The organism is Brasilonema angustatum (assembly GCF_059505445.1).
The window spans coordinates 204387-216763 of the sequence record NZ_JCACKO010000118.1 but is presented as its reverse complement, the minus strand read 5'-3'; the positions used below and the strand labels follow the sequence as shown (position 1 = coordinate 216763).

Here is a 12377-nt window from a genome sequence, read left to right as displayed (position 1 = left end):
GAAACATTTTTGCTTCCACGAATCAATTCGGGAGGCAGTACGGTTTTGGGCTCTAGCCGGGGAGTTCTTTGTTCGGTCATATTTAAATTTGACGCAAATATTTTAGATACTAAAGTTTTTACCAGAAACAGAACAGACATTAACAAAGTCGATGATACGGTAGAACAAATATTCACACCTAGAAATTTAACGTCAGATGTTTCCAGTGTTTGTACGTCGTTTTTGGCTTTCGTTTGGAGTGGTTATTCTGCTTTCGTTTATGTTGCTTCCAGTCAAAGCACAACAACCATCTCTAACCCCTTTATCTCCAAGCATCACACAGGTCTCCTCACAGCAACTTGAGCAACAAATTCATCAAACCTCACCGCTTGCAGATGGCATGATGAAAGTAAGCGCTGTTGTCACTACGGGGCAGCCCAATACTTCATTATTTCAACAGCAGTTACAAAATCTCGATATTTCAGCCGCCCAAGGTAAAGTTGGTATTGGGGTTTTAGACCTTAATAACGGTCAAAGCTGGTTTCTCAATGGTAAGCAGCGCTTTCCCATGCAAAGCGTATTTAAGCTTCCTTCTGCCATAGCTGTCTTGAAACGAGTAGACGAGGGCAAGATGTCGCTCAGGCAATTAGTCACGATTATGCGTCGGGATCTTGCTCCTGGATGGAGTCCTATCATCAAAGAATTCAGAGGTGATAGAGTACAGATCCCACTCCGAAACGTTCTAGAACGCTCTGTGGGAATGAGTGATAATACTGCCGCTGACGCTTTGGTGCGATTAGTTGGTGGACCGGAAAAAGTTACTGCTATCTTACGCGAACTGCAAATTCGCAACATCCGCGTTGATCGATTAGAACAGCAGCTACAGCCCCAGAGTGTGGGACTCAAAAACTTTCAACCTGAATTAGCTGACGAACAAAAATACAAGGAAGCTGTGGAAAAGATTCCAGATCGCCAGAAGAAAGCTGCTTTGGAAAACTATCTTCGCGACTCACGAGATACTGCAACTCCTGAAGCGATGGTTAATCTTTTGGCAAGGTTACGCTCGAATCAGTTATTGTCCGAGAACTCTACCGCTTTGTTACTAAAGATAATGACCGATTCTCCAACAGGACAGAAGCGGCTAAAAGCAGGGCTACCCAATAATTGGTCGATCGCACACAAGACTGGTACGGGTGCAGATGTTCTTGGGATAAATACTGCAACAAATGACGTTGGGATTGCTAGTTCACCGGATGGAAAGCGTGTGGCGATCGCCGTATTCATCGCAGGTTCAAAAGCGCCTGAGGAAGTGCGCGAGAAAGTCATGTCCGATATCGCCTCAGCAGTGGTAAAGGCGATGCAATAGAGTGCTTATAGTTGACCAATTTGTTATCAGGAGCATATGCCAAATCGTCATGAGTATACGATTTCGTTGCATCGGTTGATATTCCTTCTGGAAGTGAGATTACATGGGACTATAAGACAACAGAGTACGTTTCCATTACTGCAACAAATGACGTTGGGATTGCTAGTTCAGCGGATGGAAAGCGTGTGGCGATCGCCGTATTCATCGCCGGATCAAAAGCGCCTGAGGAAGTGCGCGAGAAAGTCATGTCCGACATCGCCTCAGCAGTGGTAAAGGCGATGCAATAAATCTCAGTTGAAAATAGCAGGGCAAGCATTCGTCATGTTAATGGTCATATTTACATAAGTCATATTTACATAATCGTAAGCACTGGATGATTCAATATATTCGATAGGACAAGGCAGACACTACTCAGGCATAGCAGAGGAATGGTGATCAACGATTAGCCAGTCGTTGCCATCATGGCGATAGACGAACGAGTAACGGGCCACAATTTTTTCAGGTTTACCATTCTTGATTATGTTGAAGCTGTAGACACCCGAGTTGATGGCGAACAGCTTGTCAATGACGCGGACGTTTTGTTCAAGGATTGTACCTTTAGGCTTGTATTTGAGGAAATGCTCGAAGTAGTCTCTCATTTGTGAGTGAGTGCTCCGCACCTTATTAGATACCGTTGGCAGGAGCACACCATCTTTTGCGTAGAGCTTCACTACTTCATCAGGATTTTCTGTTTGCAAAGCAGCATTCCATTTGTCAAAGAGCGCGGCGATATCCCGCTCTTTAGGTCCCACAGCAACTTGCTGTAGGGTTGTGCTTGCTGGTGTTCTATGTGATTGAGTTTGAGCAGATGCCTTTGCAACGGTTAGCATAGTTTCACCAACAGAAGTCATCGTTAAAAGCGCTAAGGCACTCAGCTGTTTGTTGAATTTAAACATAATTTACTCCTTAAAGTTTTAGTTTATTTGCTTAGTACAACTTGTCATTAATAGGAGTCGGAAATCAAAATTATGCTAAGACAGGGAAATGAATTATCTCTTAAATCTATTCCGAGCACCTTTTATGTCTTGTTAGTTCTCAATTTATTCCCAAACAGCACTGCTCTACATCTGAGAAATGTCATCTTCACAGCATTACAGCAGCAATCACTCGTTCTAAAATTTTGTAGAGGACTTCTGGATCAGTCCGACTTGCATCTATCGGCGAGAATTCCACAATTCATCAAAAGCAGTTTGTGCCATCACCAGTTGTTGGTCTTGAACGAATATGCGTAGCTGATGACGAACGGTAGAGCCTTCAGCTATAAATGCGATCACACTATTGGTGTCGAGATTAACCACACTTTAGCAGCAAAAAAAGTTGTGTATTACGAACTACACAACTATACAATAGCGATCGCATGGGATTGTGCAACTGTATTTTTCTGCTGCGATCGCTCCAAAGGGGCGATGGCACGGAGTGCCCGCTGAGTCCTCCGGACACGCTACGCATTGGCGGAGCCTACGCTTTGCGCTTACGCGATAGGCAAAGCCCCGCCTTCGGTGATGCTCCGGAGGAGCCGCCCCTTTGGGGTGATCGCAGTAACGGCCGCGCTCACCGGACGCAAATAACCTTCGCAACTTAACCGACTATATTAGAACGTTCCGGTGCAGCGCGGTTGTTATGTCGTGATTGCTACAGTTCAATACCCTTTATGCGATTGTAGTTATTAATCCACGCAATAATATCATGATAGATTTTACCTTCTAGATGCCAGCGATGACGTTCAATAAGTGATTTTGCGCCTGTCGTAAAGTCAGTGGTAGTAACAAGAAGAGCTTTAGTTGCTGGATCGTCAGCCTTTACACCTAAAAGTTCGCGAACAGTGGAAACAGGCACGGGGTTCCCTGGATCTGGACGCTTACATTCAATTAGATACCGCAAGTTAATAGAATCAACATTTTTAACTGCAATTATGTCCTTTCCACCATCTCGTGTTTGCCCAGTTAACTCAACATCGTATCCAAAACCATGAAACAATTCAGCAATGAATTCTTCAAAGCGTCGCCTCTCTATTGTTTGCAAAAGTTTGGGATAGCGAGCAATCTCGCGCATCAATTGTTCAGAAATGAAATTAGTGATCGTGATAATTGAATTTGACTGGTCGTCCTCAAAGTCCGCATAAGGAGTATCTGGAACGAAGCCAACATCAAAACTGTAATAGGGTTCTAGATACCAACCGTCAGGATCACCAAGAATGATCTCAGGTTCAGAAGTATCCCAAGGCCCATCATATTTGACAAATGTAACACCACCAAAAGAGAGATCAATACCCCAGTTATAGGAACCCGACTCCCACATAACACGCCATACTCGGTTAAGACCAATATCATAGGATTGCTTAGGGGACAGAAGGGCACATTCTACGTTGGAATCATAGCCCCAAGACTTTGCTTTTTCGCAAACATAAGAGAAGAGCTTATCCTTTGCAGAGAGCAGATCATATTTAGATAAGTCAAGCTTGGGCTTATATGGCATTGCAGCTTATTGAAATTTCTCAAAGTCTAGATCTGAAATTTAGCTTAGAACGACGATAAGGATGTGAAAACGACAATAATTTATACTCATGTTCTTAACCGTGGTGGCAAAGCTGTTCGTAGTCCCCTTGATTTACCAAGGTTTTCTATTGAACAGGATTCACGAGCGAGTGAACTCAATTGTGACGTTATTGAAAGCGATCTGCTGAAAACAGCAGCGCTTTACGATTTTAGCTAATTATTTCTAGGAATGTCACTATCTTAGACATAATTTATACCTTGATTGATGAGATTACTAATTCACTCATACGAAGTAGGCTGGGAGTCTCTCCATTTTAACCCAGCCCTTCGTTAGTCCGACTTGTTAATGTTCTGAACTACCTTGTCAAGAACACCAAGTAAGTCTCATTTATGAACTGGTGCAGAATCTGAAGCATGAGACTTCTCTGTATCCCTTTGCAAAAATCGATAAAGCCGATTCAGTGCATTCATGTGAGCGTAGGCTGCTGCGACTACAATATCAGTATCAGAAGCTTGTCCAGAGAAAATGCGCTCCTGATATCGTAAGCGAATTGTAACTGTTCCCAGAGCATCTATTCCACCAGTCACAGACTGAACGGAAAACTCTATCAGTTGGTTGGGAATCTGCACAACTCTATTGATTGCTTTGTACACAGCATCTACTGGACCAGTTCCTACTGCTGCATCCGTTGAAATTTCTCCGTTGGGAGTTACAACTGTGATCGTTGCAGTCGGACAGGTGCAATCACCACAGGTGACTTGGACGTGTTCGAGTTGAAAGCCTTTGTCTACTTGAATTTGCGTTTCATCCCGAACAATCGCCTCTAAATCCCAATCGGACATCTCCTTTTTCTTATCAGCAATTTCTTTGAACCGCATAAAGGCTTTGTTGAAATCTGCCTCGCTCAACTCAAACCCCAATTCCTGGAGTCTGGTTCGCAAAGCATTCCTTCCAGAGTGCTTACCCAAAATAATGCTGTTTTCAGCAAGACCGATGTCAGCAGCTTCCATAATCTCATAAGTCTGGCGATGTTTGAGAATTCCATCTTGGTGAATTCCAGATTCATGAGCAAAAGCATTTGCTCCAACGATCGCTTTATTCGGTTGAACCACAATTCCTGTGAGTTGTGAAACCAAACAAGAAGTTTTGTAAATCTCTTGCGTGTTGATGTTCGTCAAAGGTGCATCGCAATCAACCGCACGACCAAAGTAGGGATTAAAATGAGGTTTACGAACTTGCAATGCCATGACAATCTCTTCCAGCGCTGCATTTCCGGCTCGTTCACCAATTCCATTCACTGTACACTCGACTTGACGCACGCCATTTTCAATTGCTGTCAGGGCGTTCGCACTCGCCAAACCCAAATCGTTTTGAGTGTGAACCGAAAGAATAACTTGATCAATATTAGGCACATTTTCTTGCACACCCTGAATCAGCGCCGCCATGTCTTTGGGTGTGCAGTAGCCGACAGTGTCAGGAATGTTGATCGTGGTTGCACCTGCAGCAATCACTCGTTCTAAAATTTGGTAGAGGAATTCTGGATCAGTGCGGCTTGCATCCATCGGTGAGAATTCCACATCCTCTACAAAAGACTTGGCATAGGCTACCATTTCTTGGGCGATCGCCATAACTTCACTCCGAGATTTTTTCAACTGGTACTTCAAGTGAATATCTGAAGTTGAAATGAAAGTATGAATTCTCGGATGAGCCGCTTCTTGCAATGCTTCAGCCGCAGCTTGAATATCTTGCCGAATTGCTCTTGCTAAAGAGCAAATGATCGGTCCACCCAACACACCAACTTGTTGAGCTATTGTTTTGACAGCTTCAAAATCTCCGGGACTCGCTACGGCAAATCCGGCTTCAATCACATCAACCCCTAAAAGAGCCAGTTGATGAGCGATCGCCAGTTTCTCTTCCACCAGCAGCGTTGCGCCTGGTGACTGTTCACCATCTCGTAATGTTGTGTCAAAGATAATGACTCGGTCTGGTTGAGATTGAATGCTCATAAAACCTCGCGATAGATTTGGAAACCCAGCGGCTTTAGCCCTGGGAGGAAAAATCAACGGGTGCTTTAGCGCCCGTCACTGGTCTTCGCAATCCGCCATGAATTGTAAGACAAAAACTTACAATCTGCGGGTAATGCGTTTTGACACAATCGCTTACCAGTATCAAGACTGTGCAAGCTAATTATTTTTCTATCTGGGTCTTTCTTCGTTGGAGATTCTTGCCAACCTCCGACGTAAGAAAATCCATATTTGGGGTGTCTAACAACAGAACCACGCTTTAAACCTGCGCTCATAGTTCCACCGTATCGAGAACGGATATGCCCAGCAGCGTGTTGCAATCTGTGTAACTGACGCCTATGAAACTCTAAGGGAATAATTTCAATTAATGATGTATTGTCAGGTTTGGCATGTCCTTCAACATACCAATTAGCAAGCGCCCACGAGTCAACACAATGAGCATCGAACTTATTAGAAAGTTTGTTTTTGGATTTTTTCAGTCCTAGCTCTTGCCTTGTCTGGTAAGTATCAAAACCTGAGCGAGTTTCAAGATTAGCGAGTTGTCGTAATTCAGAATAAAACCATTGTTTCCCTACCTCTAGCGGTGAAAACATCACGTTGTATTTACACGCACCTTTCCAGGTTTTAGCTTTGATATCTTCTACTACAAATACAGAGAGAGGAAACAACGAGGCGAGCCATTTACAAATACGCAACTTCCATTGCCATCTGGCTTTAGTGGAAGGTGGTAATTTAACTTTGTTGGCTAACCGATTACGTCGATTTTGACGGCATGGGGTTTTGCGAAAACGTCTGGCTCGCCGCATATTCCGACGAATTTCTACATGATTTTTAACCCAGTCCACAGCATGAGTTTGAATATTCAAATAAGTATACTTTCGGGATTTAACTGTAAATCCTTCGCGTTTTGAGCCTGGATCAATTCCAATTGCTATTGGCTGAGTGTTTTTATTGGATGACTCAATATTTAATCGAACACAAAATACTCCTTTTTTAAAAAATGGCGTTGCTTTACCTGACTTAATCCAACGCCTTGCTCTACTTGGCGTTGTTGGCATTAAGGGACAATTGCTTTGGTCTACTACTGGTACAAACATTGTGATAAGCCTCTTGCGAGTATATATATCCCTTCGACACTGACCAACGGAGAGGAGAAGAACTAGGGAGGCATTCTTTCGTCCGTTTGAGCTGCCATGCTAGTTGGTTCAGTTTGCTTGTCTAGACACTGGTTTAGTCTTGAATTAAGAAGTAGGCGTTGCCTCCGCTTTCAAGCCCCGAGCCTTTAGGCAGGGGTCAGTGACCACTGTCTCCCGTGGTATCAATAAAGGGATTGTTAGACATCTTTTGAATATTGTATACAAAAAATTGTATACAATATAAATTATGAACTTAATAAATTATGAACTTAAATGATTTAGCAGCCAATGTGCTGCAACAACAACGCAGTACCCCAGATTTGATTGCAGACGCTTTGCGAGAGGCGATCGTACGCGGAATTTTTCAGGAAGGACAATCCCTCAGACAAGATGAAATTGCGACTCAGTTTGGAGTCAGCCGCATTCCTGTGCGGGAAGCTTTACGTCAGCTTGAAGCCGAAGGATTGGTGAAGCTGCATCTCAATCGGGGAGCAACGGTATCAGCACTTTCTCCAACAGAAGCGCAAGAAATCTTCGAGATTAGGAGTGCATTGGAGGTGAAAGCAATTCAACTGGCAATTCCCAAGCTAACTGCAGCAGATTTAGAAAAAGCCACTGTCATTTTAAAACAGACAGACCAGACAACTGACGCAGGAATGCTTGCGAAACTGAACTGGGAATTCCATGAAACACTTTATAAAAGTGCTGAACGTCCTCGGCTACTAACGATGATTAAAACTCTACACCTGAATGTAGACCGTTATGTGCGGCTTCAGATGAGTCAAATGGATTACTTAGAGCGTTCTCAAAAGGAACACTACCAATTATTAGAAGCTTGTCAACAGCACGATACCAAAGCTGCTGTTAAGCTACTCAAAAAACACATTGACACAGCAGGAGAGCAGCTAGTTGCATACTTGCGACAAAATATTCACAGCTAAAACATATAATTGCCACAACTTATTCATACTTATGAGAAATAATACATTTATGACCGTTGATTCTGCTTGAAGAGGCTTTTTGTGGTACTTAAATATTCTGATGAAGTGCTCATTACAATGCTACCCGATCCATGTGTTGAAACAAATAATAATGTTCCTATTTATTCTAAGTACTGTATGCAACTGATTGTTCAAGATGGAGTTGCTGTGCCTTTTGCGTTTGCTGATACTTTAGAAGAATTGCTTCCTTACCTAAAAATCATTGAAAAATCTATAGATGTATAAAAAATATTTTTAATGATATAGGTGCGTTAGTATGAGCATAACGCACCAAAAAAAATCAACTGCCAAATAACTGAATAGGAGCGTCGAGAATTTTCAACTGAACTAATGCCAAAATCACAAGAGTATAGAGCGTTGAAGAAACTAGACCTGTAAGTAATTCTTTTTTCAAATTACGCTCCTTGGATTGATTTGGCAAAACATCCATAGCGCCGAACTGCATCAAAAGGATACCGACAATGTTAGAAAGCCAGTATCCTACAATTGAGCAAGGCAATAGTAACTTTGGATTAAATAAACTACAGATATATCCGAAACCATAAGCAATTGGCAAATTGAACAACAAGTCATTCCACCAACACAGGGGTGACAGCAAATATCCAAGAACTAGAAAAAAACCGCCTCTAAGTTTCTTAAATGTATTTTGTTTCCAGTCCCCAAGAACAGCCCACTGTAACTGCTTTGGGGTTGTTTGTCCTGCTGCGTTTGACTTTCGATTGACGACTGGAAGATTTATCATAATACTGCATAATTAATATGTGCTTTCCGTATTTTAAATGAAAAACTAACAAAAAGTCTAGTGGGGGATCAAACATTCAGCATAGATTGATCTATTTTTCCTCGTTTCCATGCTTGGCTTGGGGGATGATAGCGTATCTATTTTTAATTTATATACGAGTAGAAAATCAAATATTGTGTAACAGTTTTATCTAACTAGTGACATATTTCAGTGAAATAACTGCACTCAACGCAGAAAAGAAGAAGGAAGCAGAAACATAGAATCTCACAATTAACTTAGAATTGTGATCCGTCAGTGGCTCAAACTAAATATAAAACCTCACCCAGACTCCGACTTCCCTCTCCGCGAATTCACTAGAGGGATTGAAGGTGAGGTCTTATCTTATAGCAGTCCTAAATGAGATTGTAAATTGTCTCATGAGGGCTCTTAACAGGGAACAGGGAACACGGAACAGGAATTGTTTATAAATGATTTAGGATTGCTATATATTTAATTGCTACTATAACAGTCCTAAATCATTTGTGAAAAATCTGTTCCCTGTTCCCTCTCTTAACCAAGAAGTTAACAACTCATTTAGGACTGCTATATCTACTTATACCAATTGTATGTGAGGCTGCACATTATTTTGACCCCTCCAAACCTCCGCAAACCTGCGGGGAGGGCAGTTAACGGCGATGCAGTTATTTCTATGCATCTTCATATGAAAATGGTATTAGCTATAATTAAAATAATGCTTTCTATCAAAAAGATGACTAATTCACCTTTCATAAATTGCTTGTTGATAGCAGGAACTATTTTCCTTGCAATTGCAGTTCTTGGGCAAACCAGATTAGGTTTTGCTGAAATTAATCCTGGTTTTTTTGGAAGATTTTTAGCTTTGATTATTGGTCTATTTAGCTTAACCGGTGCTGTTCTCTTAGTCTTGTTCCCAGTAGAAGTCGTTGATTTGATCAGAAATTATTTGGCACAGCAAATTCAACAAAATTTGGGCTTGATTCTCTAAGCTCAAGCTTTAATTTCACGAAAAATCTGTAACGAAAGAGTGCGTTACCTCAAAAGCAACGCACTCCTAAATAATTATGAGAAATTAATAATATGCTCCTATCAGGCTATACATTAGCGCTGTCAGAACTATCAAAGTAACAACAACGTATGTAAATTCTCGCTGTCTTAGAAAAATAAATAGAGAAATGACCACACGAATAATTGGAGTCGCAACAAGTAGCAACAGTCCAAGCTGAATGATACCACGACGACTACCTGACAAAACTGCAACCACAACCCCTCTGGGAGAACGGAAGTGGGATGGTTCTCCCTGAAAAAATTGATAGTTAGCTTTTTCAGCACCGTGGCTAATCAAATATAATATGCCGCCTATTAAAACGACAGTGCTAGCAAATATAACGCCGTACTTTAGCACATTACTAAGCAGCTGCTCAAATTGCAATTCGCTTAGTGTTTTCGTATTTTCCTTGTTTGCATCAACCTCATAGTCGCTAGGAAACTCTGCTATCACACTGGTGTGCTGGGCTAACTCTTGAATATCACTGTCTGATTTTTTCTCCTGCACTTGGAATTTGATAACTTCGCTTTGTGATGGTGTCGATGAACTCCACCAGAAACGAAAACTCATTTTATTCATTCTACACTCCCCCGATTAAACTGCTATAGATCATCTTGAATGCCATCACTACCAGTACAACAGAGAAAATAATTCTTAAAATCTGAGTGTTAGCTTCTATCAAGACTCGCGCCCCCAAAAAAGCACCAGGCAATACCCCTAACATTACTGGCATTGATAGTCCTGGATCGATGTAGCCACGTGCTAAGTAAACTCCTGCTGAAGCGGCTGCGGTTACGCTAATCATAAAATTACTAGTAGTGGTAGAAACTTTGAACGGGACACCCATAATTTGATCCATCGCCAAGACTTTAAACCCTCCCGAACCAATACCAAGTAGTCCAGAAAGGACTCCAGCGACTAACATCACGCTAAACCCACTCGGGACAGAATGAACTTGATATGACATCAGTCCTTCTGGAGTTGGGTAATTACTATTAAGTTGTAAATAAGTTCCTAAGGGATCAGTTGACTCATTTTCAGGATTGTTGAGTTTCGGTTGTTGTGATAGATAAGCGCAATAAAGTAAAACAACAGCAAGGACGATGGTTAATGCTTTGACGGAAATCAAAGTGGCGATCAAAGCTCCTATTAAAGCTCCGATTGTCGTTGCTACTTCTAAAAACATTCCCAAGCGCAAATTGGTATAACCTTTTTTATATATGTAGATGCGGCACCTAAGGAAGTTGCAATCACAGACACCAAGGAAGCACCAACTGCGTAGCGGATATCAACTCCAAAAATTGAAGTTAACAAGGGGACAATCACAACTCCACCCCCTAAACCAGTTAGTGAACCTAAAAAGCCAGCCGTAAATGATCCAATCCAAATTAGTAAAGAAAACTCTAAGATATTCAAATTTTATTCCTCTGTGATTATCAATGATATTAAACTAAAAAAATAGTATTTTTGACCTCATGATTTCAGTTTTTATTTTAATATTTATAGGAATTGATTAATTTTTATTGCAGTGAATCGCTGAAAACGAAGTTTCAACTTTTCATGACTTTCCGTTTCTACCTCCAAGGCGGTTCCTGATATTCTAATACTAGACCGTTGCCATAAATCTCATGCAGAGACGCGAAATTCCACGTCTCTACAATTTTGCGTCATCACGTGAGATAAATTCTTATTCCTCACGTATTAGCTGCGTTTCTTCTGGAAGTAATGTTGTTTCTTCTACAGGAGGAGTATCACTAACTATGGTTTTTTGAGTCGCATAAGGTTTAATAACCAAACTGACGCCAATTGCCCAAGCGATAGAAACCATCCATCCTGCTAGAATATCACTGGGAAAGTGAACTCCTAAATAAAGTCGTGTCCAGCCAATACCTAATACAAATAAGCTCCCAGCAATCAGAACCAGCCAGCACCAAACACTACCCCATGTTAAAATGACAAGAGCTGCCACCAGCGTCATACTTGTCATAGAATGACCACTAGGAAATGAAAAACTAGACTCAGGAGCAAGTGAATCCCAAAGGTCGGGACGCACTCGATGCATGAATTCCTTTGCCGTGCGATTGATGATGCCGCTTCCTATTTCAGTGGTGAGTAGATAGGTGAGCGATCGCCACCGTTTTTGAATCAACAACACCAATGCAATCACACAGACAGTGGGAAGGATAATCCGAATTCTCCCAAATTGAGTCAGCGTTACGGCAAAAACATCCAGTTGCGCCTGTGCTGTAGAATGAACAGCTACGAGAATCGGTACATCCCACGGGAAACCACCTTGATTCTTCCATATCTCAACCGCCAGCAGCCCAAAGATTTGCAAAGGTAAATAAACCCCAATCAAGAGCACCACAAGAGAACGCCAACGAGCAAAAAGCAGCTTTTTAGAGAAGTTGAGAAAGGACGGGATAAGCTTGCTCAAATCAGTGCTAAACATTTTTAATCGAATTTAAGAAAGTGTGTACGACTAATGCTTGTAATATACGCACTTTACCGCATACAGCACCTCTGCTTAT

The 12377-nt window shown here is 41.8% G+C and carries 14 protein-coding genes and 1 pseudogene; 7 read left to right on the top strand and 8 right to left on the bottom strand.

Going from position 1 to position 12377, the window contains the following annotated elements; translation table 11 throughout:
* Positions 1 to 196: 196 nt before the first annotated feature.
* A complete protein-coding gene (bla, locus tag AC5JM2_RS20650) occupies positions 197 to 1345 on the top strand; it encodes a class A beta-lactamase (RefSeq protein WP_495836710.1) in 1149 nt (382 codons plus the stop codon).
* Positions 1346 to 1425: 80 nt separating this feature from the next.
* Entirely contained in the window at positions 1426 to 1632 is a 207-nt protein-coding gene (locus AC5JM2_RS20645) for a serine hydrolase (RefSeq protein WP_495836740.1), read from the top strand.
* Positions 1633 to 1752: 120 nt separating this feature from the next.
* Here AC5JM2_RS20645 and AC5JM2_RS20640 read toward each other — a convergent pair whose 3' ends face one another.
* A complete protein-coding gene (locus tag AC5JM2_RS20640) occupies positions 1753 to 2280 on the bottom strand; it encodes an SgcJ/EcaC family oxidoreductase (RefSeq protein WP_495836709.1) in 528 nt (175 codons plus the stop codon).
* Positions 2281 to 2619: 339 nt separating this feature from the next.
* Between AC5JM2_RS20640 and AC5JM2_RS20635 the strand changes: the two genes are divergently transcribed.
* Entirely contained in the window at positions 2620 to 2811 is a 192-nt protein-coding gene (locus AC5JM2_RS20635) for a hypothetical protein (protein WP_495836708.1), read from the top strand.
* Between the two features lie 205 nt (positions 2812 to 3016).
* Here AC5JM2_RS20635 and AC5JM2_RS20630 read toward each other — a convergent pair whose 3' ends face one another.
* Positions 3017 to 3859 carry a restriction endonuclease gene (locus tag AC5JM2_RS20630; RefSeq protein ID WP_495836707.1) on the bottom strand — a complete coding sequence of 281 codons (843 nt, stop codon included), beginning with the start codon at positions 3857 to 3859 and terminating at the stop codon, positions 3017 to 3019.
* Between the two features lie 63 nt (positions 3860 to 3922).
* Here AC5JM2_RS20630 and AC5JM2_RS20625 point away from each other — a divergent pair, with 63 nt between their 5' ends.
* A complete protein-coding gene (locus tag AC5JM2_RS20625) occupies positions 3923 to 4096 on the top strand; it encodes a hypothetical protein (protein WP_495836706.1) in 174 nt (57 codons plus the stop codon).
* A 167-nt stretch (positions 4097 to 4263) separates the two neighbouring features.
* On the opposite strand, the gene AC5JM2_RS20620 is transcribed toward AC5JM2_RS20625, so the two are convergent.
* Together AC5JM2_RS20620 and AC5JM2_RS20615 are read right to left on the bottom strand one after the other, a co-directional pair.
* The gene (locus AC5JM2_RS20620) at positions 4264 to 5886 is read right to left on the bottom strand and encodes a 2-isopropylmalate synthase (protein ID WP_495836705.1); all 1623 of its coding nucleotides are present in this window, start codon (positions 5884 to 5886) and stop codon (positions 4264 to 4266) included.
* A 65-nt stretch (positions 5887 to 5951) separates the two neighbouring features.
* On the bottom strand, positions 5952 to 7001 hold the full coding sequence (locus tag AC5JM2_RS20615) for an RRXRR domain-containing protein (RefSeq protein ID WP_495836704.1): 1050 nt from the start codon (positions 6999 to 7001) through the stop codon (positions 5952 to 5954).
* Between the two features lie 302 nt (positions 7002 to 7303).
* Between AC5JM2_RS20615 and AC5JM2_RS20610 the strand changes: the two genes are divergently transcribed.
* Entirely contained in the window at positions 7304 to 7981 is a 678-nt protein-coding gene (locus tag AC5JM2_RS20610) for a GntR family transcriptional regulator (RefSeq protein WP_495836703.1), read from the top strand.
* A gap of 81 nt (positions 7982 to 8062) precedes the next feature.
* On the top strand, positions 8063 to 8266 hold the full coding sequence (locus tag AC5JM2_RS20605) for a hypothetical protein (protein WP_318560328.1): 204 nt from the start codon (positions 8063 to 8065) through the stop codon (positions 8264 to 8266).
* 55 nt (positions 8267 to 8321) lie between these two features.
* On the opposite strand, the gene AC5JM2_RS20600 is transcribed toward AC5JM2_RS20605, so the two are convergent.
* Positions 8322 to 8783, bottom strand: coding sequence for a DUF7980 family protein (locus tag AC5JM2_RS20600; RefSeq protein ID WP_495836702.1), 462 nt, complete (start codon positions 8781 to 8783; stop codon positions 8322 to 8324).
* A gap of 700 nt (positions 8784 to 9483) precedes the next feature.
* Here AC5JM2_RS20600 and AC5JM2_RS20595 point away from each other — a divergent pair.
* Complete coding sequence (locus AC5JM2_RS20595; RefSeq protein ID WP_495836701.1) at positions 9484 to 9786, top strand: hypothetical protein; 303 nt, start codon at positions 9484 to 9486, stop codon at positions 9784 to 9786.
* A gap of 84 nt (positions 9787 to 9870) precedes the next feature.
* On the opposite strand, the gene AC5JM2_RS20590 is transcribed toward AC5JM2_RS20595, so the two are convergent.
* The 3 genes and pseudogenes from AC5JM2_RS20590 to AC5JM2_RS20580 all read right to left on the bottom strand — a co-directional run bounded on the left by AC5JM2_RS20590 (position 9871) and on the right by AC5JM2_RS20580 (position 12298).
* Positions 9871 to 10425, bottom strand: coding sequence for a DUF1634 domain-containing protein (locus tag AC5JM2_RS20590; RefSeq protein WP_495836700.1), 555 nt, complete (start codon positions 10423 to 10425; stop codon positions 9871 to 9873).
* Position 10426: 1 nt separating this feature from the next.
* Positions 10427 to 11262 (bottom strand): annotated as a pseudogene (locus AC5JM2_RS20585) (sulfite exporter TauE/SafE family protein).
* 271 nt (positions 11263 to 11533) lie between these two features.
* Positions 11534 to 12298, bottom strand: coding sequence for a phosphatase PAP2 family protein (locus AC5JM2_RS20580; protein WP_495836699.1), 765 nt, complete (start codon positions 12296 to 12298; stop codon positions 11534 to 11536).
* Positions 12299 to 12377 lie beyond the last annotated feature (79 nt).

Coding starts and splice junctions, on each gene's coding strand:
- AC5JM2_RS20580 (WP_495836699.1), bottom strand. CDS start 12,298: ATGTTTAGCACTGATTTGAGCAAGCTTATCCCGTCCTTTCTCAACTTC.
- AC5JM2_RS20590 (WP_495836700.1), bottom strand. CDS start 10,425: ATGAATAAAATGAGTTTTCGTTTCTGGTGGAGTTCATCGACACCATCA.
- AC5JM2_RS20630 (WP_495836707.1), bottom strand. CDS start 3,859: ATGCCATATAAGCCCAAGCTTGACTTATCTAAATATGATCTGCTCTCT.
- AC5JM2_RS20620 (WP_495836705.1), bottom strand. CDS start 5,886: ATGAGCATTCAATCTCAACCAGACCGAGTCATTATCTTTGACACAACA.
- AC5JM2_RS20635 (WP_495836708.1), top strand. CDS start 2,620: ATGACGAACGGTAGAGCCTTCAGCTATAAATGCGATCACACTATTGGT.
- AC5JM2_RS20615 (WP_495836704.1), bottom strand. CDS start 7,001: ATGTTTGTACCAGTAGTAGACCAAAGCAATTGTCCCTTAATGCCAACA.
- AC5JM2_RS20600 (WP_495836702.1), bottom strand. CDS start 8,783: ATGATAAATCTTCCAGTCGTCAATCGAAAGTCAAACGCAGCAGGACAA.
- AC5JM2_RS20610 (WP_495836703.1), top strand. CDS start 7,304: ATGAACTTAAATGATTTAGCAGCCAATGTGCTGCAACAACAACGCAGT.
- AC5JM2_RS20640 (WP_495836709.1), bottom strand. CDS start 2,280: ATGTTTAAATTCAACAAACAGCTGAGTGCCTTAGCGCTTTTAACGATG.
- bla (WP_495836710.1), top strand. CDS start 197: ATGTTTCCAGTGTTTGTACGTCGTTTTTGGCTTTCGTTTGGAGTGGTT.
- AC5JM2_RS20595 (WP_495836701.1), top strand. CDS start 9,484: ATGAAAATGGTATTAGCTATAATTAAAATAATGCTTTCTATCAAAAAG.